This window comes from Photobacterium gaetbulicola, assembly GCF_003025515.1.
Taxonomy (GTDB): domain Bacteria; phylum Pseudomonadota; class Gammaproteobacteria; order Enterobacterales; family Vibrionaceae; genus Photobacterium; species Photobacterium gaetbulicola.
In genome coordinates, this window is the sequence record NZ_PYME01000005.1 from 34848 (window position 1) to 58704 (window position 23857).

Genomic DNA, 23857 nt, shown 5'->3' on the forward strand with positions numbered 1-23857 from the left:
ATTTAGAGGGTGTTTTAAAGTCTGAAGTGAAACAGGAGAGCTCTCACCACTCCCCCACCAGCAAGCGGCTTTTAACGCCTTTGATTTGCAATCCCATTGCCTCGAACACGTCTTCGAAGTTACGGCACTGCGGCGGCAAGTTTGGCAGGGAGAGTACGGCTTCATCGAAGAAGCGGGTTTGCTCTTGTTCGGTTTGCCAGGCGGCCTGCCACCAATCCAAGATTCGGTCTTTCGAACTGGTCAAGCGCTTGGATTTTGGCACCCTGTCTTTTTTATTGAGGTTTTCTGCTGTGGTCGTTGGCAGCAAGTTCCAGCGGTCATTGTTCGGCCAATAGGCAAATGGCAGGCAGTGATCGACATGGTACTGCTCGCGCAGTTTAGTGCCGCTCCAAACACTCTGGATTTCGGTGCCACACTGGCGGAGCGCATCGACTTTCTTGCGCACTTCTCGGGTATCGTGATCTTTATCGACCCAAATCAAGCAATCGTAATAGGTTTGGAGATTAATGTTTCTCAACCTATTGTTTTCAAATCGCTTCATCTCTGTGACCCACTGATTAACCACCAATGGCTCAATCCAGCTGCTATAGAGTCGCAGGCAGTCCCACAAGCTTTCATCCAGCACAAAAGTACCAAAACTTGCCAAGAACTCACTGTCAATGAACAGAGAACTCAATGACTTCCGTTTCTGAGTCGGCGCAACCATTTCAAACAAATGATTATCTTTCGGGCCTTGGTAAATAAACTTAACCGGACCACTCTTAATGGTTGCAAGCGTGGCTGATAGTGTTTTCTGAAGCGCTTTTGCATCTTCACCGGTAAACAATACACCGACAGCGAGATCATCTGCGGATAGATGACGGAGCTTATGCCAGCCGTCTTCTTTGACAAAACCCAACCCTTTGCTGGTATTGCTGTTTTGTTGGATACCTTGAATACCATCGATTTCAATATCGATAAGGCGTTTGAATTGGCGGATCCAATATAGCGCAACCAGACCTTGAGGCAAGGCAACCTTACCATCGGTACGGTCCAACACTGCTCCGGGGTGGGCATCAGCAATACGAAGAAGTGTCCTGAGTAAAGCCAGCTTATACGTTGCTGATTTACTGTCATTAACGATGATATGGCGTACCTTGGTTAAATCCCCCGAGCCATCATCAGGAAGGTTAAGCACCACCGTCTGCCACTGAACGCTACTGCGTCCCATCGCATCACTACTGAGCTCGGTTTTCAAGCAAACATGCAGGGCTCGCTCTTTAGCAAACTGCTCAATCTCTTCTGCCGATACACCATGATTTTTCCTGCCATCGTCAAAGTCGCCATGGCGGAGTGTAATGATCAGCTTGCCATTTGGCGCAAGAAGGTTACTGAGCTTTCGGAATGTGCGTTCACGCTCTGAAGGTGGTATATGCATCCATACTGCTGAGAGCAGGATATAATCGAAGCGGATACCCAAAGAGATGACTTTTTTCAGTTCAGGAAGGCTATCGTCAAGCCAGATAACTTCCTTTGCTTGGGTATGCCGCTTGCCAATACCACGCAGCGCTTCTGCTGGCTCAACGGCATAGACTTCACACCCGTTTTCAGCAAACCACAAAGCATCACGGCCGCTGCCGGCTCCTACATCCAAAACACATAGTGGCTTGGCCGTGTCTTCAGCAACGGGCCAAAAACGCTTCCAACTAGCGTGCACGTTTTCAAAAACAAGTTTCTGGTAGTCGCTGGCAAGGCGCGAAGCATTGTTATGGTAAAAGCTATTTTGCATTGAAGTGGTGGTATGGAATTGGCTTACAGATGATTAATCATCACTTTACCTAACATTTTAGTAAGTTAAAGTGATGATTATCATTATTGGGTTAGTTAATTTCTGAAGGATCCATGCTTACAGGCCTGTAAAATTCAGGCGCAGTATCGATGTTCACTTTGTCGATATTGATAGTCATGAAACTGAGCCACAACTCCCGCCGGTACACACTCCCCTGCCGAGTAATCATCAAGCGCTGACAGCTCGCTGATCACCAGCAGCAAGATTTCCATGGCGATGGTGAAATCGTTTGCCGAAAAGTTCGCCAGGGTTTTCCAGCGCCGGACTGACTGGCCATTTGGCTGCGAGACCAGTTCGCACACTTTGAGGCTGATTGGCTTGAAATTGTCTTCCTCACATGGCCTAGCATTGAGCCCGAAAAAGTCAATCGGCATCAACGACCCCATACGTACCTTGGCACTGACTTTGGTCAATGTGTCAAGGCTCAGGTAACTATCTCGCTCGATCCCTTCACTGATCATCAATCCTTCGACATAGACCAACACACCTTGAGCTAAGTGATCGTCCAAGCATACCGCCCCATTTTTCAACGATAGATAAGCTTGCTTCAATTGATGTCTCGTCAAGTTCACGGTTGATCACCTATTTATTGATATTGTCAGAACTAGCCATTCAGCTTGTTTTGCAGGTCGCTGAAACTTTATTTACCTGCAAAATTATGTTTCGCCGCAGTATTGTCCACATTAACAGCAAAATTTCACCATTAATGTTTTGTGGACTTTAGAGTAAACACGTGTTCGCTTTTTATCCCTTTAAAGCAAAGCGCTTTTGCGCATTCAGTTAATGCTTTATACCATTAACTGGCTAAGTACCACAAATGAATACACCTACTCAAAACAAGTACAATCACTTTACCTACTCATAATGATTATGTAAACCTGACAATTTAACCAGTGCAGTACTGATTGTGATTATACCGTTGATTTAATTAACTTAAATCACTTCAATACGCTGTTATCTTTATAAATAGCCTTGCTTCTACTGATTTTCGGTATATATTAGTGGCAAGCCAAAGTACTGGATAAATACACATGACTTCATACAACAACGCTGGACTATCACACATGGATGTCGAGGCCAAACTCAATGCCGTTGGCTCGGCACAACGAGAGCGATTAGCCTTTATTGACTTTGCCCTTTACTTTTTGGGGGAGGTAACAAGGAAAGATTTGATAGATCGTTTTGCGGTTGGTCATGCGGCCACTACTCGGGATTTCGCGCTGTATAAAGAAATAGCGCCGGATAACCTCAAGCTGGATATGCGCTCCAAGAAGTACTACAAGCAGCCGGAGTTTTGCCCTGTATTTAATCTGGACTTGAAAAAGACCCTGGCGACCATCTCGCTCGGTTATGGCGATGGCTTCTCTGGCCATCAGGATTTTCCCATCCAGTGTGAGTCCCCGACATCGCTTACCGTGCCGCGTACACCAATCATGGCGGCGCTGTGCGAAGGGATCTACCGTAACAAATTACTGCAGATTGAATACATCTCCACATCCAGTGGTAAAGGCCAACGTGTGATCGCCCCCCACAGCCTTGTCGATTCCGGTAACCGCTGGCACGTGCGCTCCTTTGACCGCAAGAATAACCAGTTCATGGATGTAGTCTGCAACCGGGTGATCTCGGTGACGATCCTTGACGAGGAGCCTACCGCCGAAGAGCGTATCGAGGCTGATCGCCAGTGGCAGAAATACATAGAAGTCGAGCTGATCCCTCACCCGCGGCAGGGCAACCCAGAAGCTATCGAGCTGGATTACGAAATGAAAGACGGCAAGCTTGTGATTGAGGTTCGCGCAGCCCTCGCCGGCTACCTGTTGAGAAAATGGGAAGTCGATTGCAGCGAAGACGGCCGACTACACGAATATGTCGGTTACCAGTTGGCATTGGCGAATCCTCAGTCGCTCTACCAGGTTAACAGTGCCACTCTTGCCCCAGGCTACCGCTCGAATGAGCGCTAACCGTCGCTGAGCAAGCCCTCACGAAACCAAAGAAACCGTCCGGCTGGACGGTTTTTTATTCCCTTCGCCCTCTGTTTTACTGCCGTCCACAGCCTCTATTCGATTTTTTAAAACAACATGTTCGCCTATGCCTACTGTTGGTCATATTAAAGCCAACATACACTTAAACCATAAGCAGATCAGGAGGCATTTATGGCTATTCGACAAATACAGTCCCTCATACCCGCCCACCCTTCTTCTGATGGTGACGGGGTGCGTATTCAACGCGTCCACGGGTTTAACAACGCTCAGTTCTCACCATTCCTGATGATCGATGAGCTTAAGTCTGATAATTCTGCTGATTACATCGGTGGGTTTCCTCCCCATCCGCATCGCGGGATAGAAACTTTGACCTATATGCTAAAAGGCCACTTCCAGCATAAAGATCATATGGGCAATGTAGGCGAGCTCACTGATGGTGGTGCGCAGTGGATGTCTGCCGGTAAAGGCGTTATCCATAGCGAGATGCCAATCATGACAGACGGCGAGCTCCATGGCTTCCAGATTTGGATCAACCTGCCGGCCGCGAAAAAAATGCAGCCGGCGGATTATCATGATTTCCAGTCAGACGTCATTACGCAATACCGACAAGATGACGGCAGCCTTGTCCGGGTTATTGCCGGCGATCTCACTATCAAGGGAACAACGCTCGCCGGCCCGCTTCAGCAAACCGGCGTACCTGTGACTGTCGCCGACTGGCAAGCTGACAATCCCGCTCGCTTTAATAGTTGCCTCAACCCGGATTTTCAGGCCTTGCTCTACGTATATCGTGGCGAAATAGACGTTGAGGGCACCACCGTCAAAGCAGGTACGCTGGCCATCCTCGGCAACGGTGAAGGCTTGGCCCTATCAGCAAATGAGCAAGCTGGTGTATTGCTGCTATCAGGCCTCCCCATTGATGAGCCCGTTGTCCATTACGGCCCGTTTGTGATGAATAGCATGGAAGAAGTTGAGCAAGCGATTGCAGACTACCAACAGGGCACACTGGCATAAGGCGACAACGAGAAGTGTGAAACAGCCTTGGACAACAAAATACGGCTTACACCGACATTATGGTGTAAGCCGCACCTTCAAGCAGCTACTCGGGTTTATCCGTCCCTTTCGTTTTCTCCTGCGCAAGATCTGCAAAGTATTCCTTCGTCAACTTAAACACCACCGGGCTCAGGAGTAATAGCGCAATCAAGTTCGGGATCGCCATCATGGCATTGAGCGTATCAGCAAGTAACCAGATAAACTCCAAAGAGCTGGTTGCGCCAATTGGTACTGCAACGACCCACAACACCCGAAACGGGACGATGGCCTTTACACCCAGTAGATATTGAACACATTTTTCACTGTAAAAACTCCAGCCCAATATTGTTGTAAACGCAAAAATAGACAAAGCTATCGCGACGACATAATTACCAATCCCTGGCAATGCCGAAGCAAAAGCAAGCGATGTTAACGCCGATCCCGTCTCACCGCTCAGCCAGGCACCGGATACAACAATCGCAAACCCTGTAATGCTACAAACCACAATGGTATCGATAAACGTACCCAGCATTGCGACTAACCCTTGAGCGACCGGATTCTTGGTTTGGGCAGCGGCATGGGCAATAGGCGCACTTCCAAGCCCAGCTTCATTAGAAAAAATCCCCCGCGCCACACCAAATCGAATTGCTGCCCACACGGCAGCCCCCGCAAAACCGCCCTGCGCAGCCACCGGCGTAAACGCACTACTAATAATCAAACCGAAGGCAGCCGGGATCGCGGAAATGTTCATGATCAGAACGATCAAGCCAGAGGTAATGTAAAAAACCGCCATCAAGGGTACCAACTTACCGGCGACATCCGCAATTCGCTTGATCCCCCCCATCAACACCAATCCGACAAGTACCATCATGACCAAGCCGGATATAGCCGGAGAAAGCCCGAAGCTCGATTCAACCGCGGCAGCAACAGAGTTCGCCTGTACCGTATTACCAATACCGAACCCGGCAAATGCGCCAAAAAAAGCAAACGCCGTTCCCAGCCATGCCCACTTACTGCTAAGACCATTTTTAATGTAGTACATCGGGCCACCTACATGGTTACCCTTGGCATCCGTTTCTCGGTACCTCACTGCGCATACCGCTTCGGCAAATTTTGTTGCCATGCCAACGAGTGCCGTGCACCACATCCAAAATAAGGCGCCCGGCCCCCCTAAAAATATCGCCGTCGCCACACCAGCAATATTACCGGTCCCGATAGTGGCCGACAGCGAAGTCATTAGCGCATTAAACGGACTTATTTCCCCCTTTATCTCTTCTTCTTTCTCAGGGATCCTTCCTGTCCAGAGTAACCTGAAGCCGGCACCTATTTTTACAATCGGCATTAATTTCAAGCCAAGTGTCAGGTAAATGCCCACCCCGAGGATGAGCACCAGCATGGGTAATCCCCAGACAAAACCGTTTATGGCTGCGACAAAGTTTGCTATTGAATCCATCCTTGCGCTCTCTTTTTATATTTGCATATCAAAAAAACATAGGAGTCCTTGACTATAAGTTCAACTTTGAAATGAATAACGCCACCAATAACAAGGTAAGACAATACAAATAAAACGGTGCTGGCTAATTTGAATACTGCAGATATAAAAAAAGCTTCACGAGGAAGCTTTTTTATCATTCACCGGAAAGACGGTTACTCATACAATGAGGATTCGCCTTCAGGACGAGTCTTAAAGCGGCGGTGCAACCACATATATTGCTCGGGCGCTTCCATAATAGAGCGCTCTACAGCTTTATTCACATAAGCGGCAGCCGCATCGGGATCATTATGCGGGAACGCATCCAATGGCGGAAAGACCTTGAGCGTATAACGGCCCGAGTCGGTATTGCGAACCATAGCAAACGGCACGACGGCACAGTGAGAAGCATCCACCAACAGGCTGGTGCCTGTGGTTGTACAGGCCTTTTCTACCGCAAACAAAGGCGCGAACGTCGAGCGTCGCTTGCCATAATCATGATCGGGGGCATACCATACCCGCTCGCCGTTACGGAGCGCACGCAGCATGCCTTTGACATCCTTGCGATCAATCATGTATTTGTTCGAGCGGATACGCCCCTTGAACTGAAAGTAGTCAAAACAAGGATTCTTATTTGGTCGGTAGACACCTACACCCGGTGTTTTCATACCAAATGCACGCGCACCTAGCTCAAGGTTCAATGAGTGAACCGCGACCAGCAGCACGCCTTTGCCTTCAGCCTCTAGCTTATGGATATGCTCGAGGCCCTCGTAACTGACATGGCGCTCGACTCGAATATCCGGCCAGAACCAAGCCATACCGGTTTCGAACATCGCCAAGCCGGTGTTATCAATATTCTTCTTCATCAATATATCGCGCTCTGCTTGCGACATATCTGGAAAACAAAGTTCTAGGTTACGGGCTATGGTTTTCTTGCGCTTTTTAATAATGCGCATCGCCAAGCGCCCAAGCCCCTGCCCCAACCTGAACTGGATAAAATACGGCAGCCAACTGATAAGGTACATCACTCCAACCATCAGCAGGGTTAGCCAATACCGCGGGTGTAATAGCGACTTGGTAAAAGTAGGCGCTGTAAATTTACTCATAAGCTAGGGGATCCCTTTATTATTGTAATTCCGCCTTCATATTTTATTTAGGCCTATCCGGCCCCAAGTAAAATCCATGGGCAGAATTTATATCGAACACTGCATTCTATTGCGTGGCGATCGGCTATGCAAGAGGATGAAGTTTTGTACTGATATTTTTCAGCTTAGATTAAGTGAGTGGATAGAGATGAAGCAATTGTTGGCGCAATAATAAACATTACTGGGGATAAGGAGTGAGAGAAGAGGAATGCATGGTGGCCAGATGAGGCAGCCACCAGCAATAAACAGAGAAGGTATCAAAGCGCCGTTAAGCTACCGGTGAATACCGCAGATCCTCTGCTTTACGGTACAAGCACGGCTCCCCCTCGGGACGGGTTTTAAAACGGCGGTGCAACCACATGTATTGGCACGGCGCCGCGAGGATGGCATTTTCGACCGCTTTGTTAATGACCACCGCGGCCTGCTCAGGTGCGTTGCGTGGGAACGCCTCGTGAAGCGGGGCAAGCGTAATGACATAATCGCCGCTATTAGTCTCGCGCACCATTCTAAATGTCATCACTTCACAACCACTGTTGTCCACCAGCAAACTGGTGCCGGTTGTGGTACATGCTTGCTCAACGGCAAACAGAGGCGCAAATGCCGAACGACGGCGCCCGTAGTCATGGTCTGGGGCATACCACACCCGCTCCCCCGTGCTTAGTGCCTTCAACATCCCTTTGACATCTTTTCGGTCTATCAAGGTTCGGTTAGAACGGGCTCGCCCCCGGTACTGAACAAAGTCGAAGCAAGGATTATTGTTAGGACGGTATACGCCCATTCCTGACTTATGAATACCAAACGCCCGGGCCGCCAGCTCTAAGTTCAATGAATGTACGGCAATGAACAGCGCGCCTTTGCCTTCACGCTCTAGCTGTTCGATATATTCCATCCCCTCGATACGGACGTGGCGTTTCACCCGCGCATCAGACCAAAACCAGGCCATCCCAGTCTCAAACAAGGCCAGGCCCGTATTGTCAATATTGGCTCTGACTAGCTTTTTTCTTTCCTCCGCTGGCATGTCAGGGAAACAAAGCTCAAGGTTACGTTCAATGGTAAAACGGCGCTTCTTCATAACCGCCAAAGCCAAACGGCCAATCCCCTGCCCTAGTCGACGCTGTACAACATAAGGCAGCCAACTCAGCAAATACATGATGAGTATCAATAGTATTGTTGGCCAGTAGCGTGGCCCCAACAACTTTAGGGTGAAGCGAGGTGCAGCAAATTTGCTCATAAGTAATCATCAACAAGTAAGAACCAAGATCCAATCAAGGCTGTTAAAGCCATAAATTGCAGGCAAATCATACGCTGCCAAGCTCTAAAAACACAACTTTTTAATAATTAACATTCGATTTAATAAGCACACCGCCCAAAAAAAACAACACAGATGCCTAATACAATGAAATTGAAAGATGTTTTTTATAGATATGGCGAAATAAAAAAACGACCAAAAAACCGCATGCCTTAAGCAACATATCAGATTTTGGTCGTCTTGCTCGCATTATGCCCTTTAGGCTTTATTTAGATGCCACTTATGCACTAAAAGCCCTCAACCCCTTTCATATCAGGAAGGCGGTGAGCAATACCTTTATGACAATCAATACAGGTTTTAGAGCCATCCGCCAGAGAGCTCGAATGCTGGACCGATGCGCGCTGGGACTGCTGCGTGAAGTCCATATAGCTGAATTCATGGCAGTTGCGGCACTCTAACGAGTCATTTTTCTTCATCCGAGTCCATTCTCGCTCCGCCATGTGCAGGCGGCGGGCATCAAACTTTTCCGGGGTTGATATAGCTCCGGTGATCCAAGCCCAGACCTCTTTGGAAGCCTGCATCTTGCGGGCCATTTTATCCGTCCAGTCATGCGGAACATGGCAATCTGAACAAATCGCCCTAACACCGGTCCGGTTGGTAAAGTGAATAGTCCCCTGTATTTCCTGATACACATTATCTTCATGGCAACTAACACAGAATGGCTCCGAGTTAGTAAATTCCATCCCTGTATTGAAGGCCCCCCAGAAAATCACACCAGCAATGAATCCGCCTAATGTTAAAAACCCAAGGCTGAAGTACTTTGCTGGCGAGCGAATGAGAGCCCACCATTTTTTTAACCATTGCCACATACGCTTCCTCCCTTACTTCTCTTGCTCGAGCAGCGTATCGAGATCAGTAAATGAAGTGCCAACCAATGGCTTGGCATCGGTTTGTACCACATGACACTGCTGGCAGAAATATCGCCGTGGCGACAATTCCGCCAGGAAGTTACCGTCTCTATCCATATAGTGAGTGACACTGATCATTCTCGCCTGTGTATCTTCTACCCGGCTACGCGCATGACAGGACATACACTTGTTCACATTCAAATCGACTTGATAGTTATCAATCTTGTGAGGGATCACCGGCGGTTGCATTGGGTAGTTCCGCTTAGGGATCCTGTCATTGTTGATAGTTTTGTTCATCGCTGGCGGTTGGGGCTCCCCGCTCAAGGCGTATTGCCGGGTTGTCGCCAGCTCATCCCCCTTTATCGCCTCCGTTGCTGCAATGACAACTCCGGTTGTAAATACCAAGAAAAGCACAGCAAGTAGTTTGTTCATGGTGATACTCCTATGCCTTTACCACTTTGACAGCACATTTCTTGAAATCTGTCTGTTTGGAGAGCGGATCGGTGGCATCAAGTGTCACCTTATTGATCAGCTGGCTTGAATCAAACCATGGCACATAGACCAACCCTTTCGGCGGTTTATTTCTCCCTCTGGTTTCAACCCGGGTTATGATCTCGCCCCTACGCGAAATCACTTTCACCGCATCGCCACGCCGCATCCCTCTTTCCTTAGCATCGTCTGGATGCATGAAAACTTGGGCGTTAGGGTATGACTTGTGCAGCTCCGGTACACGGCGTGTCATCGAGCCTGAATGCCAATGCTCCAGCACCCGGCCTGTCGACAACCAAAGATCATACTCTTCATCCGGGCTCTCAGCCGGTGGCTCATACGGCAAGGCGAAAATAATGGCTCTTCCATCTGGCTTGCCATAGAACTCAAAATCACTGCCGGGCTTGACGTATGGATCATAGCCTTCTTTGTAGCGCCATAGCGTTTCCTTCCCATCGACCACTGGCCAGCGCAGGCCTCGCACCTCATGGTAAACATCAAACGGGGCTAAATCATGACCATGGCCGCGGCCGAACTGGGCGTACTCTTCGAACAGCCCTTTTTGCAGGTAGAAACCATATTCCGTCGACTCGTCGTTACTGTGTCCTTCCGAGATGTCTTCGAGTGGGAACTGATTCACTTGTCCGTTGGCGAACAGCACCTCATACAAGGTTTTGTCCTTGTAATCAGGGTTGGCGTCGAGCAGCTCCTGCGGCCAGACCTCATCGGTCTTGAAGCGTTTTGAGAACTCGACCAGCTGCCACAGATCAGACTTAGACTCACCTGGCGCATTGACCATCTTATGCCACAGCTGAGTCCGGCGCTCTGCGTTACCGTAGCCGCCTTCCTTTTCTACCCACATCGCCGTGGGCAAGATCAAATCTGCCGCCTGAGCCGTCGCTGTCGGATAGGCATCCGACACCACGATAAAGTTATCCGGATTACGGTAACCCGGCAGGATTTCCTCGTTGATATTAGGCCCGGCCTGCAGGTTATTATTTACTTGTATCCAGTAGGCATTGATTTTACTGTCTTTCAACATTCGGCTTTGCAACACCGCATGGGCACCGACCTTGCCGGGTATAGTGCCATCAGGCAGTTTCCAGATTTTCTCCGCGATTTTGCGGTGCTCTGGGTTGTTCACCACCATATCGGCTGGCAGGCGGTGGGCAAATGTACCGACTTCACGGGCGGTACCGCAGGCAGATGGCTGGCCGGTCAGTGAAAATGGACTGTTACCGGGGGTCGAAATTTTACCGGTGAGCAAATGAATATTGTAAACCAGGTTATTACACCACACGCCGCGGGTATGCTGGTTAAAACCCATGGTCCAAAATGACATCACTTTGGTATCGAGATCGGCGTAAAGCTCGGCTAACTCGATAAGGCGCTCCGGTTTCACCCCGGACATTTCACTGACTTTTTCAACCGTGTACTCGGACACAAACGCCTTGAACTCATCGAAGGTCATCGGTTCAGAGTCACCGCTGTCTGGATTTTTCGCCTGTTGCTGGAGCGGATTTTCTGGTCGCAGCCCATAGCCGATATCGGTTGCCCCACGACGGAAATTAACATGCTTGCCAATAAAGTCCTGATTGACTTTGTCATTGGTAATAATGTAATTGGCGATAAAGTTGAGGATGGCAAGATCGGTTTGGGGTTCGAAGACGATCGGAATATCGGCCAGTTCAAAGCTGCGGTGCTCAAACGTAGAAAGCACAGACACTTTGACCTTTGGATTGGACAACCGACGGTCCGTTACCCTTGTCCAGAGTATCGGGTGCATCTCCGCCATGTTGGAGCCCCACAGCACGAACGCGTCCGCCGCTTCGATATCGTCGTAACACCCCATGGGCTCGTCGACACCAAAAGTACGCATAAAACCCACGACCGCCGAGGCCATGCAGTGCCGCGCATTGGGATCGATATTGTTAGAGCGGAAGCCGGCCTTCATCAACTTCGCGGCCGCATAGCCCTCATAGATCGTCCATTGCCCCGAGCCGAACATACCAATGGCTTCGGGCCCTTTCTCTTTGAGCACCGCCTTCCATTTTTCGGTCATGATATCGAAGGCCTGATCCCAGCTTATCGGCGTGAAATCGCCCTCTTTATCGAACTTGCCATCCTTCATTCTGAGAAGTGGCTGGGTCAGACGATCGTCGCCATACATGATCTTCGAGAGAAAATAGCCTTTTACACAGTTAAGGCCACGGTTTACCGGTGACTTGATATCACCATGGGTCGCGACAACCTTGTTGTCCTTAACCCCTACATTCACCGAGCACCCCACCCCACAAAATCTACAGGGAGCTTTCTCCCAACTGATTTGGGTTTTCGATGCATCTGTAACAACATTACTTGCTACCACAGGGATCGAGATCCCTGCCGCAGCGGCAGCACTGGCCGCGGCCTGTGCTTTGATAAACTTACGCCGGGAACATTTCATTGCTTTCTCACTCAACTATTGCTTCACGGTAAAGACAATCTCACAGGCTATTGTTTTTAATTATTACTAGCCTGCTAGTACCTGTAAAAACCACACGAAAAACCCATAGCCTCCGACAACGGCAACAGCAAGAATGGGAAACAGTATGATGGTAATAAACAGAAAAGCCTTCAGCTCAGAACGGTGCCGGTTAGCATCACTCATTACTTTCTCCAATTTAGTTGGATACTTATAACTCTAGTAAGCTTCGTCGAAATTGATAACTTGATAAACTTAAAAAGATCGCCGGACATGCATCAAACCAAAGGTATTTAGCAACACTGGTATAAAATCCCGGGCAATGATGCTAGGGTGTTAGCTAAGTAGTTGTTTGAAAAAGGGTCAGGGAATGGCTATCAGCAAAACCAAATCCAGTTTTTACCGACGGCTTTATGTCGCTCACCTGATTGAATCAGGTATCGCTAGCGTGCCGGATATTTTGGAATATACCGGCATGCCGCGGCGTACCGCACAGGACACTATAAAGAGCCTGGCAGATCTCGATATTGTTTGTATTTTCAAGCAAACACAAGGAGAGCGAAATCGCAGTGGAAAGTACGAGATTAAAGATTGGGGGGCGATCAACAAAACGTGGATCGCCGATAATATCGCAGAAATTAAACAGGTATTGAATTACCCTTAACTCTGGCCAGCGGGTAATAGACTACTTTTTCTTTTCCATCATAGCTTTGAGATCAGCGAATGGATTGAATGTCGCCGCCTGATGATCATCTTCGCCCGCTTTCACCACACTGCCCATTTGATTGTCGTGCTCAGTGTATTTTTCGTGCTCATGATCATGGCAGAACAAGCACAGTAATTCCCAGTTGCTGCCATCTTCAGGGTTATTGGTGTGGTCATGGTCAACATGGTGGACCGTCAACTCCCTCAGGTTCGAATACACAAACTCACGGGCACAGCGGCCACATACCCAAGGGTATAGTTTCAGCGCTTTCTCGCGGTAGCCCTGCTCTTTGCGGGCATAGGCGGCACTGGTTCCATAAAAATCAGAAGACATTCTCTTACCTAGGATTGATTGATTACGGCGCTAGTGTACCGAATTCCTCCGTTTAGTGCTGCTACTGAATAGTAAATTCATGAATAGCCTCACTGAACGGAACATTTTGCGCTAAAAATGAAAGATATGATTGTTCAAAACACCAGGTGAAAGCAGTGTATCATTTTATAAACGACCAAATGACAGAACAATGTAAACCTTATTTGGTGTTAAATTAATCGACAAGGCGTCTAAATGCTTAATAGAGGGCAAAAAAATACCCCCCTTAGGTGTAATGCACCTTGATTATGATAATATTCGCCCTAATTTGTGAATTAAACTCTCACTCATATAGAGAAGACGACATATGGCTTTTGATTTTTCTGAATTAACTGTGGACTTATCGGCAATGCCGACAACGATTGATATGGGACATGCTTGGCTAGGCGGTTTGGTCCTCGTCATGCTGGTACTTTATATCTCCAAAAAAGGTAAACCTGTCGAAGTCGAGAAAGTTGTTGAGAAAGAAGTCGAGAAAATCGTTGAGGTTGAAAAACCTGTCGAGAAAATCGTCGAGGTCGAGAAAGTTGTTGAAGTTGAAAAAATCATCGAGAAGATTGTTGAAGTTGAGCCTAAGCTAAAAACCTCAACACCCGACGCAGCACTGCAACTGCTTTCCCTGCTTCAGCAAGAAGCACGCTTTATTGACTTCATGCAAGAAGATCTAAAAGGCTTCAGCGATGCCGAAATCGGTGCCGCTGCCCGCGTTATTCATGAAGGCGGCCAAAAAGTACTGACCGAATACTTCAGCTTTGCCCCTGTACGTGACGAAGAAGAAGAAACACGTATTACATTACCTAAAGGCTTCAACGCTTCTGAAGTTCGCCTAACAGGTAATGTTGTTGGCGAAGCGCCATTTACCGGAACCCTAATCCACCGCGGCTGGAAAGTGACTGACATTAAACTGCCTAAACTGGCTGAAGGTCACGACGCAAAAATTGTTGCCGCCGCTGAGGTAGAACTGTGATGCAAGAAATTCAAGAACACCGTTACAGTGTTGGTATCGACCTTGGTACCACCCACTGCGTATTATCTTATGTTGATCTGCAAGACGAAGACGCCAGCGTCAATGTCATGCCTATTGCCCAGCTAACCACGCCGGGCAATGTAGAAGAAAAGAGCCAACTTCCTTCTTTCATGTATCAGGCACATGAGTCTGAGCTAGCTGAAGGTGATACTGCCCTACCATGGTCTGCCAAGCCTAACGCAATTGTTGGTGCCATGGCCCGTAACCTCGGTAGCAAAACTCCAATTCGTTTGATTGCGAGTGCAAAAAGCTGGCTGTGCCACGGTGGTGTGAACCGTCGTGATGCCTTCCTGCCATTGAACAGCCCAGAAGAAGTGACCAAGGCATCGCCATTAGAAGCGACTCGCCAATACCTTGCTCACCTGGCAGAAGCTTGGAACAACCAGCACCCAGAAACGCCGTTGTTCGAGCAGGATGTGACAATTACGGTTCCTGCCTCATTCGACCCAGCAGCACGTGATCTAACCGCTGAAGCAGCTCGCGAAGTGGGCTTCAAGCACATGACGCTACTCGAAGAGCCACAAGCGGCCGTATATAGCTGGCTGAAAAACAACGATGATACCTGGCGCGACCAAGTCTCTGTCGGTGATGTCATTCTGGTGGTTGATATCGGTGGTGGTACGACTGACTTGTCCTTGGTTGCGGTCACCGAAGATGACGGCAACCTAACCCTAAATCGTGTTGCCGTTGGCGATCATATCCTACTGGGCGGCGATAACATGGACCTTGCCCTCGCCTACCGCCTGAAGATGAAACTGGCGCAGGAAGGCAAACAACTTCAACCATGGCAGATTCAGGCCATTACCCACGCCTGTCGCGATGCCAAAGAAGCCCTGCTGAGCGACACCGAACTTCAGGCTGTGCCGATTGTGGTTCCAAGCCGTGGCTCTAAGTTGCTGGGCGGCACACTGCAAACTGAACTGACCCAGGAAGAAGTGCAGCAGACGCTGGTTGAAGGCTTCTTCCCTCGCAACACCATCGAGCAGCATCCGGTAGAAATGCAGCGTGGTGCATTGACCCAGATGGGCCTGCCGTACGCGCAAGATGCAGCGGTATCACGCCATGTTGCGGGTTTCCTAAGCCGCCAGTCCTCTGCGGTTGACGAGCTGTTCGAGAAATACGATCAACTGCACGAAGGCTTCATCCGCCCTACCGCTATCCTGTTCAACGGTGGTGTGCTGAAATCTGATCTGCTTTCCGAGCGCCTGCTGTCAATTATCAACAACTGGCTGACGACGGCCGGTAGCCCAGAAGCCAAACTGCTTGAAGGCCTAGACCTCGACCTTGCGGTTGCGAGCGGTGCGTCATACTACGGCTCGGTACGCAAAGGCAAAGGCGTTCGTATCCGCGGTGGTATCGCGAGCAGCTACTATGTCGGTATCGAAAGTGCTATGCCAGCTATCCCTGGTATGGAGCCGCCTCTGGAAGCACTTTGTGTTGCGCCATTCGGTATGGAAGAAGGTACTCATGCCGATGTACCTAGCCGCGAGTTCGGCCTGGTGATTGGCCAGCCGGTACAATTCAAGTTCTTTGGTTCAACGGTTCGCCGTGATGACCCTGCTGGCACCCACCTAGATTGGTGGCAACCAGAAGAGCTCGAAGAGCTGCCAGCAATTCAGGTTACCCTTCCGGTTTCTGAAGGCCGTAGCGCAGGTGAAATTGTACCGGTTCGCCTGGCTTCTCGTGTTACTGAGCTTGGCACCCTTTGCCTTGAAGCGATCCCGACCGACGGCGGCCAGAAATGGCAGGTCGAATTCGACGTTCGCGAAAAATAACATACAGTTATTACAAACGGCGCCTCAGGGCGCCGTTTTTTTTATCCATTTAATTTTATTTTATTGAAATCAAAGATTTAATCTTGAAGATAAAGTCTTCATTAATGCACTCAACGGCTTTTTGGGATACTATCGAAAGCCTTAAAAAGTATTAAAACAACACGTCTGGAGTAATGAATGACTTCTCCTCGCTACCTTGTCGGTATTGATCTCGGGACAACCCACACCGTTGTCGCTTACACACCGATTTCAGACAACCTAGAATCGAGTCCGATTGAGATTTTCGAAATAGACCAACTTATCGCTCCAGGCGAGGTCGCCCGAAAACCACTTCTCCCTTCTTTCCGCTACCACCCTGCCGCAGGTGAAATCGACCCATCCCTGATGGTCTTGCCATGGGATATCGAGCCTGTCGAGGGTGACATTGAGCACGCTATCATCGGTGAGCTTGCCAGAGAGATGGGAGCCAAAGTGGAAGGCCGCCAGGTGGTGAGTGCCAAAAGCTGGTTATCACATACTGGTGTCGACAGAACCGAGGCTATTCTGCCTTGGTCGTCCAACAATAATGTCGCAAAAGTCTCTCCTGTTATCGCCAGCGCCAGTTATCTCAACCATGTTCGCCAGGCGTGGGATTACCACCATCCAGGTGACAAGCTCAAAGATCAGGAAGTCGTGATCACCGTACCGGCTTCATTTGATGAAGGCGCGCGGGCTCTGACCCTCGAAGCGGCTAAATTGGCTGGTTTCGGCGATATTCTGCTACTTGAAGAGCCTCAGGCTGTTTGTTATGACTGGTACGCGAAGCACAAAGATCACGCAGAGGAAATCCTCAAAGATATTCCACTGTTAATGGTCTGCGATGTCGGCGGCGGTACTACAGACTTAAGCTTGATTAAAGTCGGCACCAAAGACGACAAGCTGACGCTGGATCGTATTGGGGTTGGTGACCACCTTATGCTAGGCGGTGACAACATTGACCTTGCCCTCGCCCATTTGGCCGAACAGCGCTTGCATGGTGGCAGCAAGAAGCTAAGTGCGTCTGGCCTGTCAAAGCTGATCCAGCAGACTCGCAAAGTCAAAGAGCAGCTCCTTTCCGGCAATGCCCCCGATACCGCGAAAGTTACTATGTTGGGCAGTGGCTCCCGCTTGATTGGCGGCGCCAAGAGCATCGATATGACACGCGAAGAAGTTCATCAAATCGCGCTCGATGGTTTCTTCCCCCGTACCGATTTCAGCGATCAGCCAAGCCACCGCCAAGCGGCAGTGATCGAGTTCGGTTTGCCCTATGCCGCGGATCCGGCGATCAGCAAGCATCTGGCCCAATTCATCGCCCTGCATGATTCCGTTTGCCGAGAATCCCTGGCAGATAGCGCCCAGGCACCAAGTGCCGGCCAACCCGCCATTCCGGTTGCAGTATTGCTCAATGGCGGGGTGTTCAACAGTCCATTGTTATCCAGCCGAGTACTGGACACATTCTCGCACTGGAAAGGTGACAGCGTCACCCACCTTGATAATCCACACCCAGATCTTGCCGTTGCCTATGGAGCCGTTGCTTATGCCAAAGCTCGCCATGGTGCCCAGCTCAAGATTGGTGGTGGCTCTGCCCGCTCCTTCTTCTTGGTGCTGGAAAATAAGAAGCGCGCAAAACAGGGGTTGTGCCTGCTACCAAAAGGCATTGACGAAAGTACCGAAATCCGCCTGAAGGATCGCAAGTTCGCCCTAACCTTGGGCGAGCCGGTACGCTTTAACTTGGTTTCCTCAACCGACGACAGCCACACCCAAGCCGGTGAGATCTTTACCGTGGATGAAGAGAGCTTCGTCTCACTGCCGCCTTTCATTGCTACCCTTGACAGTGATCGCGATCGGGCAGAGCTTGCCGCCAACCAGAAAGATCGGGAAGAGGTCACCCTCGCCTGTCAGCTAACGGAAGTCGGTACCCTGCAGTTGGAGTGTGTCAGCATTCATGATGACACCAAGCGCTGGAAAGTCGAGTTTGCCATCCGCAAGGATCTGGCCAAACTCCATCGTGATGGCGATGAATCTACCCTTGCCCAATCGGCTTTGCCTGCTCGCATGGACGATGCCATTGCCCTTGTCAAACAAGCCTATGGCGGCAGTACCAAAAACAATGATCCCAAGACCATTAAGACGCTACGCAGTCAATTGGAAAAAACGCTGGGCAAACGCGACAGCTGGGAAACGCCATGCCTAAGGGAACTGGCAAATGCGCTGCTTGAAAGCAAGAAGAGACGCCGTCGCTCCGATCTCCATGAAAGGAACTGGCTGAAACTGACAGGCTTTGCAATGCGCCCAGGTTTCGGTTACCCATCCGATGAATGGCGCATGGAGCAAGTCTGGCAACTTTACCAACACGGTGTCCAAGCAGGGAGTAGTGCGCAAACATGGAGTGACTGGTGGACATTCTGGCGCCGTATCGCCGGAGGCCTGAGTCAGGAGCAACAATTGGTCATCTACAAGGACATTGCGAAATACATTAACCCTACAGCGAGCCGTAACAGCAAACTGGCTAAGGAAATGCAAGAACGTAGCTATGAAGATATGGTACGGCTGGCTGCTAGTTTAGAAAACTTGCCTTTCGACAAGAAACTTCAGCTCATTGAGTGGATCTTCGGCAGGCTGCAAAAACCGCTGTATTCCCAGGCCCATTGGTGGGCGATTGGGCGTATCGCAACCCGCAGTCCTTTCTATGGCAGTGCACATAATTTGCTCACCCCTCAGCACGTTGCCTACTGCTTACCGGAGCTGATGGATTTCGACTGGCGCAAGGATCCAAACATCGCTTTTGCGGCAGTAATGATGTGTCGCATGACTGGCGACCGCACTTTGGACATCGACGAAAATAACCGAAATGACGTTATTTTGAAGCTAAAATCCAGCAAAGCGCCAGAAAGTTGGGTGGAAATGGTATCGACCGTCAAGGTATTGACAGAAAGTGAAACTAAGCGCGTATTCGGTGATGCACTACCAACAGGATTACGCTTAATCGATTAAGGTTCTGTTAGGGTTCAGCTGGTAATCTCATCAACCATAAATGAGAACTAACTTTTCTTCCTTAGAGATTTTCTCTGGGAATGTTTTTTGCCTAGCGAGTACACATCACATGAACCGTTCACAATATAAAGTTATCGCACAGCGGATTTTTAAATCTGAGAATCAACGCATTGCTGTTGAAGCTGTGATCTTCGAAGGCCTATCTAGCTACGAAGCAGAGAAGCGCTTTGATGTACCTAAAGGAACCCTTTCGCGCAATGTACGCAAGTACAAGCGTGAGGTGGAATACCTAAACAATGTTGTAGCGGCTTAGTATTTAGCCAGCTTAATAAAAAAAACGGAGAATGGTTACATTCTCCGTTTTTTTTGTGCGTCGCTATTGAGACGAAACACCCTAAGGCTACATCATACGCAACATGTCATCACGCCCTCTCAGCCAACAGCTCAACCAATACAGCGCCACGCCGACCACCAGCATGATGAGATGAGAAAAATAACCGAACTCGGAAAATACCGTATATGCCGACGAGCTCGTCAGGATAGAAAACGGCAACCCATAAATCTCAGATAACACAGCTCCAGCCTCACCCGACCCCGTTGCTTGGAACATCGCAATTTTAAATAATATAACCGTCAGTATCGCAGCAAGAAGCGGGTACCTGGTCAACTGGGATAGCGCCATCAGTCCTGCGCCAAGAGGAAACAGCGCAATACTCATTAGTCCCAACCGAGCAAGGAACTCAAACCAATGGGAAATTAAATTGGCAAAAGAAATCCCCCAGCTCACCATCACCTCTTGAGGTAACCAAAGGATTGCCATTATCCACACGATAAAGTCGGCAGCTAGCATCAAGGCAGAGGCAATCAATGGAATAACGGCTAGCGCAAATATCAATTTCGCGGCTACAGCCTGGAAGTCAGAGACAGGCATTGAGCGCCAAAATAGTAAGCTGCCTTCCTGTTTCTCTTTACGAACTGTTTTAGGAACGTAAATAAAGAAAAGCACCAGGTAGACAATGCCGGCAACCACTTCGTTAAGCTTACCGACCAATCCGGCAAACGTACCCTGGGCTACCCCCCAATCGATCATTCCCTGCCCGCTTGACTGTATTGAAAGGGCAACATTATCGCCCTGCATCACAAAGATAAAATTAATGATCGCGAAGACTAGCAGCAAAAGCGGCAACCGAATGACGATGCGGTGCTCAATCAACTCTTTTTCAAGCAGCGTTAACCAAGCTCTCATGCTTCCTCCTGCTGCAGGGCAATAAAGACCTCTGACAAGGATGGTTCACAGACCTCCCCAAATACCGATAGCTTTTCAGCTTTACCGTTTTCGAAAATACACATGGACTCTTTTATCCCATGTTGGATATGAATAGGCCTCGCCGCTTCGGCTTGACGCTTATTTTCTTCTTTAACAATGACCTTCTGGAAGCGCCCTTGGATTTCATCGACAGAACCACTCGTTACCGCTTTGCCTTTTTTTAGGATCAGCAGCTCAGTTAGCAAATGAGACACCTCATCAACTTCATGACTCGCAATAATCATGGCGCGCTCACCCTGTTTAAGCCACTCAACAAGTTGATTATAAAATCGTTCCCTAAACATGAGATCCAGACCTAGTGTGGGCTCATCCAAAATAAGTAGCCTCACATCCGCTGACATAACCAGGGCTAAATGCAATTGCACCTTCATCCCTTTCGACAGACGCCCGATCTTGGTTGATAGCGGAATTTCCGTTTGCGATAAATACTGTTGGGCAAGCTCAAGGCTAAAGTTAGGATGCACGCCCGCGCTGTATTTCACAATTTGCTTCACTGTCATCCACTCGGGAAGCACAGCGACATCCGACAGGTAGGCCAAATCCCGTACAATGTTAACACGATCATTTCTTGGTTCCATCCCGAACACACTCAATGTCCCATCATAATCGTAGGCACCAAGTAAGCATTTGATTAGTGAAGATTTCCCGGCACCATTATGGCCCAATATCCCTAACACCTGGCCAGGTTTAATTGTAAAATTAATCCCCATCAGCGCTCGGAACCTGCCGTAGCTTTTTCCCAGCTGATGTGCTTCTACCAATGTATCCACTATTTAACCTTTTAGTTAATATTTAATTCCCACATAAGCATACTATCAGGAATGCCACAGCCCTAATACTAATAGCCTAGATACAGATATATGAATTAATTTACACTCTGGCAAAGAGGAAACCACGTGCATATGGAATAAAGAAAGATGTGCCAATCTAATTTGATTGACACATTCAAGAGGCATATGAAAGGTTACTCTAAATAAATAGAGTAAAGTTTCTGAAACATCTATATGTTCAGAGAGTCATTGAATTAACCCTGAGCATTCATACGAATACGGGCTAATGTCGGCAGTCGTTAAGCTGAAGCTTGGTTTTATTCTTCGATTTTTTCAACAAGTTCTTCTGGGTCAACACCATCTTTTTGCATGAGAGCGAGAATTTCCATCATACGTACCTGACGGGCTTCTTCTTTAAACTCATGGAGAACGGCAATTAGGTTGTTAATTTTGTGTAGAGGCATACGCTTAATCACCGCCTTCTGGCGTCCCGGTACTTCATCAGCAAAATCGATGAGTACCTGGCGGTAATCAACACGCTCTTCTTTAATAACACCGGTTTTAGTATCAACTTTTACAGTTTTAGCTTCAACACTATTAAGCATCGCTGATAACGCTTTCTCAGCAGCTGCAAAGTTATCCATCAATATTACCTCTTAAACTGAATATCATGCACTGAAATCGCCGACTAAAATGGGCAATTCAAGCGACGTCATGATGATATGCTAATAACATTCAAAAATATTTTGTCTTGCATCGATGGCAAGATAATTCTTTTCATATTGAACCACATTCGATGCAGCACATAAGTTGTTAGAAGCAAAGAGTGGCAATAGTTAGGGACTACAAAGGGTAGATACGCTGATAATACCTCTTGTTAGAATCCTTGTGAACATAAATTTAAGGAAATTATCAATTATTCAGAAATCAGCAGGGTTTAGCTGCATATAGTGAGTGTGGACTAGGGTGTACACTTTAGCAAATAGATTCGCATACGCGTATTACATCTGCCAACTTTTTCTCTACTTTGAACACCATGCACCAACCCGCACCAACTAGATGCACTTCGATATATACTCTTACTTATGGCATGAACCACATCTTTTATCATGGTTTGGATATTAAAGCGATTAATTCAAATACCCGTAATTTTGGGTTTTGCTGCAATATCATTTGCATCAATCAAAGTAGAAGGGGTATTTGAAGCAACAATGCCCTGCTCTGTGTTTCAATCTTTTCGCCAAGATACCAACCCAGGTGATATCAAGGTGATACCACGACAGCAATACACTGTTTACGCCCGCAACAAAACCAATGGAGAGTGGTTGCAAATTATCGTGCCCGAAGCCTCTCCTTCTTTGCGTTGGGTTAACCTCTCATGCGGTCAATCCGATTTATCCTCCCTCATACAGTTAAAGGGAAGCAATCACCAGTGCCAAACCAAAGGCCAATATGACTCATACTTGCTTGCAGTTAGCTGGCAGCATGGTTTCTGCCAACATGCGACTGGGGTCGCTTCAAAGCCCGAGTGCACCGCTATCAACCAACAGCAGCTCTCTATTTACAACCTCACCCTACATGGTTTGTGGCCCACCCGGCAATCTTGCGGTATTCACTATGGCTACTGTGAGCCCGATAAGAAAATGGATCTCACACCGAGCACTATCAGCACCCTTGCCCCCTGGATGCCCAATTTTTATTATCAAACCGAATTTGGCGCATACCAATGGAAAAAGCACGGCAGCTGCCAATACCGAGAGGATGATGACTATTTTCTCTTAGCAACGTCACTGGTCCGCCAAGTTGATACCTCATTAATAGGACGATACATCAAGCAACATGTAGGAAAACAGATGTCCACTGCCCAGTTCAAACAGGTGCTTACCGATAATTTTGGCTTACATGCAGTCAAACGTATCCAGCTATCATGTATAAATAAACGCTACCTTCAGGAAATAAGATTAAGTTTGGGCAAGGATTTTGAACAACATGGCACTCTGGTCGGCAAACTCATATCGGGCCCTGCATTGCCGTCTTTTGCAGGAAACTGTGCACCCACCATAGAGGTTGAAAATTGATTACTTTTAAATCATATAGATAGATTTAAAGTAAATAATGAGAGACAGGTAGTATTTTCACATATTTACCCTATTGCATTCTCACCTTGGTATTGTAAAATTCATACCGTTCATTAGCTAAAGTAATGAATATAAAGCCTTTTGGCGGACATTAGCGCAGTTTGGTAGCGCACTACTCTGGGGGAGTAGGGGTCGCTGGTTCAAATCCAGTATGTCCGACCAAAGGGC

General features: G+C 48.4%; 21 protein-coding genes and 1 tRNA gene. 9 read left to right on the plus strand and 13 right to left on the minus strand.

Going from position 1 to position 23857, the window contains the following annotated elements:
• Positions 1-43: 43 nt before the first annotated feature.
• Together C9J03_RS05615 and C9J03_RS05620 are read right to left on the minus strand one after the other, a co-directional pair.
• Entirely contained in the window at positions 44-1768 is a 1725-nt protein-coding gene (locus C9J03_RS05615) for a class I SAM-dependent methyltransferase (RefSeq protein WP_044623450.1), read from the minus strand.
• A 134-nt stretch (positions 1769-1902) separates the two neighbouring features.
• On the minus strand, positions 1903-2400 hold the full coding sequence (locus C9J03_RS05620) for a hypothetical protein (RefSeq protein ID WP_044623451.1): 498 nt from the start codon (positions 2398-2400) through the stop codon (positions 1903-1905).
• 459 nt (positions 2401-2859) lie between these two features.
• On the opposite strand from C9J03_RS05620, the gene C9J03_RS05625 reads away from it, so the two are divergent.
• Entirely contained in the window at positions 2860-3786 is a 927-nt protein-coding gene (locus C9J03_RS05625; protein ID WP_052829789.1) for a WYL domain-containing protein, read from the plus strand.
• A 192-nt stretch (positions 3787-3978) separates the two neighbouring features.
• On the plus strand, positions 3979-4818 hold the full coding sequence (locus C9J03_RS05630) for a pirin family protein (protein WP_044623453.1): 840 nt from the start codon (positions 3979-3981) through the stop codon (positions 4816-4818).
• 85 nt (positions 4819-4903) lie between these two features.
• Here C9J03_RS05630 and C9J03_RS05635 read toward each other — a convergent pair whose 3' ends face one another.
• The 7 genes from C9J03_RS05635 to C9J03_RS05665 form a co-directional block, all read right to left on the minus strand.
• Positions 4904-6289, minus strand: coding sequence for an alanine/glycine:cation symporter family protein (locus C9J03_RS05635; protein ID WP_044623454.1), 1386 nt, complete (start codon positions 6287-6289; stop codon positions 4904-4906).
• A gap of 194 nt (positions 6290-6483) precedes the next feature.
• Positions 6484-7413 carry an LpxL/LpxP family Kdo(2)-lipid IV(A) lauroyl/palmitoleoyl acyltransferase gene (lpxL, locus tag C9J03_RS05640; protein ID WP_044623455.1) on the minus strand — a complete coding sequence of 310 codons (930 nt, stop codon included), beginning with the start codon at positions 7411-7413 and terminating at the stop codon, positions 6484-6486.
• Between the two features lie 307 nt (positions 7414-7720).
• The gene (gene lpxL / locus C9J03_RS05645; protein WP_044623456.1) at positions 7721-8683 is read right to left on the minus strand and encodes an LpxL/LpxP family Kdo(2)-lipid IV(A) lauroyl/palmitoleoyl acyltransferase; all 963 of its coding nucleotides are present in this window, start codon (positions 8681-8683) and stop codon (positions 7721-7723) included.
• Between the two features lie 305 nt (positions 8684-8988).
• Positions 8989-9570 carry a NapC/NirT family cytochrome c gene (locus C9J03_RS05650; RefSeq protein WP_039459606.1) on the minus strand — a complete coding sequence of 194 codons (582 nt, stop codon included), beginning with the start codon at positions 9568-9570 and terminating at the stop codon, positions 8989-8991.
• A gap of 12 nt (positions 9571-9582) precedes the next feature.
• Entirely contained in the window at positions 9583-10041 is a 459-nt protein-coding gene (locus C9J03_RS05655) for a nitrate reductase cytochrome c-type subunit (RefSeq protein WP_044623457.1), read from the minus strand.
• A gap of 10 nt (positions 10042-10051) precedes the next feature.
• Positions 10052-12544, minus strand: a complete 2493-nt coding sequence (gene napA, locus C9J03_RS05660) for a nitrate reductase catalytic subunit NapA (protein ID WP_044623458.1) — start codon at positions 12542-12544, stop codon at positions 10052-10054.
• Positions 12545-12610: 66 nt separating this feature from the next.
• Positions 12611-12748, minus strand: coding sequence for a periplasmic nitrate reductase, NapE protein (locus tag C9J03_RS05665; RefSeq protein WP_082060627.1), 138 nt, complete (start codon positions 12746-12748; stop codon positions 12611-12613).
• A 184-nt stretch (positions 12749-12932) separates the two neighbouring features.
• Here C9J03_RS05665 and C9J03_RS05670 point away from each other — a divergent pair, with 184 nt between their 5' ends.
• A complete protein-coding gene (locus tag C9J03_RS05670; RefSeq protein WP_044623459.1) occupies positions 12933-13226 on the plus strand; it encodes a winged helix-turn-helix domain-containing protein in 294 nt (97 codons plus the stop codon).
• A 21-nt stretch (positions 13227-13247) separates the two neighbouring features.
• Here C9J03_RS05670 and C9J03_RS05675 read toward each other — a convergent pair whose 3' ends face one another.
• Complete coding sequence (locus tag C9J03_RS05675; RefSeq protein ID WP_044623460.1) at positions 13248-13601, minus strand: YajD family HNH nuclease; 354 nt, start codon at positions 13599-13601, stop codon at positions 13248-13250.
• Between the two features lie 346 nt (positions 13602-13947).
• On the opposite strand from C9J03_RS05675, the gene C9J03_RS05680 reads away from it, so the two are divergent.
• From C9J03_RS05680 to C9J03_RS05695, 4 genes are all read left to right on the plus strand, one after another.
• Positions 13948-14607: a DUF2760 domain-containing protein gene (locus C9J03_RS05680; protein ID WP_044623461.1), complete on the plus strand. Its 660-nt coding sequence runs from the start codon at positions 13948-13950 to the stop codon at positions 14605-14607.
• On the plus strand, positions 14607-16442 hold the full coding sequence (locus C9J03_RS05685) for an Hsp70 family protein (protein ID WP_044623462.1): 1836 nt from the start codon (positions 14607-14609) through the stop codon (positions 16440-16442). Before C9J03_RS05680 ends, C9J03_RS05685 begins: the two co-directional genes overlap by 1 nt.
• A gap of 177 nt (positions 16443-16619) precedes the next feature.
• Positions 16620-19454, plus strand: a complete 2835-nt coding sequence (locus C9J03_RS05690) for an Hsp70 family protein (protein WP_044623463.1) — start codon at positions 16620-16622, stop codon at positions 19452-19454.
• A 109-nt stretch (positions 19455-19563) separates the two neighbouring features.
• The gene (locus tag C9J03_RS05695; protein WP_039459624.1) at positions 19564-19767 is read left to right on the plus strand and encodes a helix-turn-helix domain-containing protein; all 204 of its coding nucleotides are present in this window, start codon (positions 19564-19566) and stop codon (positions 19765-19767) included.
• Between the two features lie 87 nt (positions 19768-19854).
• Here the strand turns inward: C9J03_RS05695 and C9J03_RS05700 are convergent, their stop codons facing one another.
• The 3 genes from C9J03_RS05700 to C9J03_RS05710 form a co-directional block, all read right to left on the minus strand.
• The gene (locus C9J03_RS05700) at positions 19855-20700 is read right to left on the minus strand and encodes a hypothetical protein (RefSeq protein WP_044623464.1); all 846 of its coding nucleotides are present in this window, start codon (positions 20698-20700) and stop codon (positions 19855-19857) included.
• A complete protein-coding gene (locus tag C9J03_RS05705) occupies positions 20697-21551 on the minus strand; it encodes an ABC transporter ATP-binding protein (RefSeq protein ID WP_044623465.1) in 855 nt (284 codons plus the stop codon). Before C9J03_RS05705 ends, C9J03_RS05700 begins: the two co-directional genes overlap by 4 nt.
• Positions 21552-21868: 317 nt before the next feature.
• The gene (locus tag C9J03_RS05710) at positions 21869-22195 is read right to left on the minus strand and encodes a hypothetical protein (RefSeq protein ID WP_039459633.1); all 327 of its coding nucleotides are present in this window, start codon (positions 22193-22195) and stop codon (positions 21869-21871) included.
• A 465-nt stretch (positions 22196-22660) separates the two neighbouring features.
• Between C9J03_RS05710 and C9J03_RS05715 the strand changes: the two genes are divergently transcribed.
• Complete coding sequence (locus C9J03_RS05715; protein WP_044623466.1) at positions 22661-23629, plus strand: ribonuclease T2 family protein; 969 nt, start codon at positions 22661-22663, stop codon at positions 23627-23629.
• A gap of 145 nt (positions 23630-23774) precedes the next feature.
• Positions 23775-23851: transfer RNA gene (locus C9J03_RS05720), tRNA-Pro, on the plus strand.
• The last annotated feature ends 6 nt before the right edge of the window (positions 23852-23857 follow it).

Excerpts from the sequence above, each read along its gene's own strand:
- C9J03_RS05615 (WP_044623450.1), bottom strand. The coding sequence starts at position 1,768 with ATGCAAAATAGCTTTTACCATAACAATGCTTCGCGCCTTGCCAGCGAC.
- C9J03_RS05625 (WP_052829789.1), top strand. The coding sequence starts at position 2,860 with ATGACTTCATACAACAACGCTGGACTATCACACATGGATGTCGAGGCC.
- C9J03_RS05630 (WP_044623453.1), top strand. The coding sequence starts at position 3,979 with ATGGCTATTCGACAAATACAGTCCCTCATACCCGCCCACCCTTCTTCT.
- C9J03_RS05635 (WP_044623454.1), bottom strand. The coding sequence starts at position 6,289 with ATGGATTCAATAGCAAACTTTGTCGCAGCCATAAACGGTTTTGTCTGG.
- lpxL (WP_044623455.1), bottom strand. The coding sequence starts at position 7,413 with ATGAGTAAATTTACAGCGCCTACTTTTACCAAGTCGCTATTACACCCG.
- lpxL (WP_044623456.1), bottom strand. The coding sequence starts at position 8,683 with ATGAGCAAATTTGCTGCACCTCGCTTCACCCTAAAGTTGTTGGGGCCA.
- C9J03_RS05650 (WP_039459606.1), bottom strand. The coding sequence starts at position 9,570 with ATGTGGCAATGGTTAAAAAAATGGTGGGCTCTCATTCGCTCGCCAGCA.
- C9J03_RS05655 (WP_044623457.1), bottom strand. The coding sequence starts at position 10,041 with ATGAACAAACTACTTGCTGTGCTTTTCTTGGTATTTACAACCGGAGTT.
- napA (WP_044623458.1), bottom strand. The coding sequence starts at position 12,544 with ATGAAATGTTCCCGGCGTAAGTTTATCAAAGCACAGGCCGCGGCCAGT.
- C9J03_RS05665 (WP_082060627.1), bottom strand. The coding sequence starts at position 12,748 with ATGAGTGATGCTAACCGGCACCGTTCTGAGCTGAAGGCTTTTCTGTTT.
- C9J03_RS05670 (WP_044623459.1), top strand. The coding sequence starts at position 12,933 with ATGGCTATCAGCAAAACCAAATCCAGTTTTTACCGACGGCTTTATGTC.
- C9J03_RS05675 (WP_044623460.1), bottom strand. The coding sequence starts at position 13,601 with ATGTCTTCTGATTTTTATGGAACCAGTGCCGCCTATGCCCGCAAAGAG.
- C9J03_RS05680 (WP_044623461.1), top strand. The coding sequence starts at position 13,948 with ATGGCTTTTGATTTTTCTGAATTAACTGTGGACTTATCGGCAATGCCG.
- C9J03_RS05685 (WP_044623462.1), top strand. The coding sequence starts at position 14,607 with ATGCAAGAAATTCAAGAACACCGTTACAGTGTTGGTATCGACCTTGGT.
- C9J03_RS05690 (WP_044623463.1), top strand. The coding sequence starts at position 16,620 with ATGACTTCTCCTCGCTACCTTGTCGGTATTGATCTCGGGACAACCCAC.
- C9J03_RS05695 (WP_039459624.1), top strand. The coding sequence starts at position 19,564 with ATGAACCGTTCACAATATAAAGTTATCGCACAGCGGATTTTTAAATCT.
- C9J03_RS05700 (WP_044623464.1), bottom strand. The coding sequence starts at position 20,700 with ATGAGAGCTTGGTTAACGCTGCTTGAAAAAGAGTTGATTGAGCACCGC.
- C9J03_RS05710 (WP_039459633.1), bottom strand. The coding sequence starts at position 22,195 with ATGGATAACTTTGCAGCTGCTGAGAAAGCGTTATCAGCGATGCTTAAT.
- C9J03_RS05715 (WP_044623466.1), top strand. The coding sequence starts at position 22,661 with ATGGTTTGGATATTAAAGCGATTAATTCAAATACCCGTAATTTTGGGT.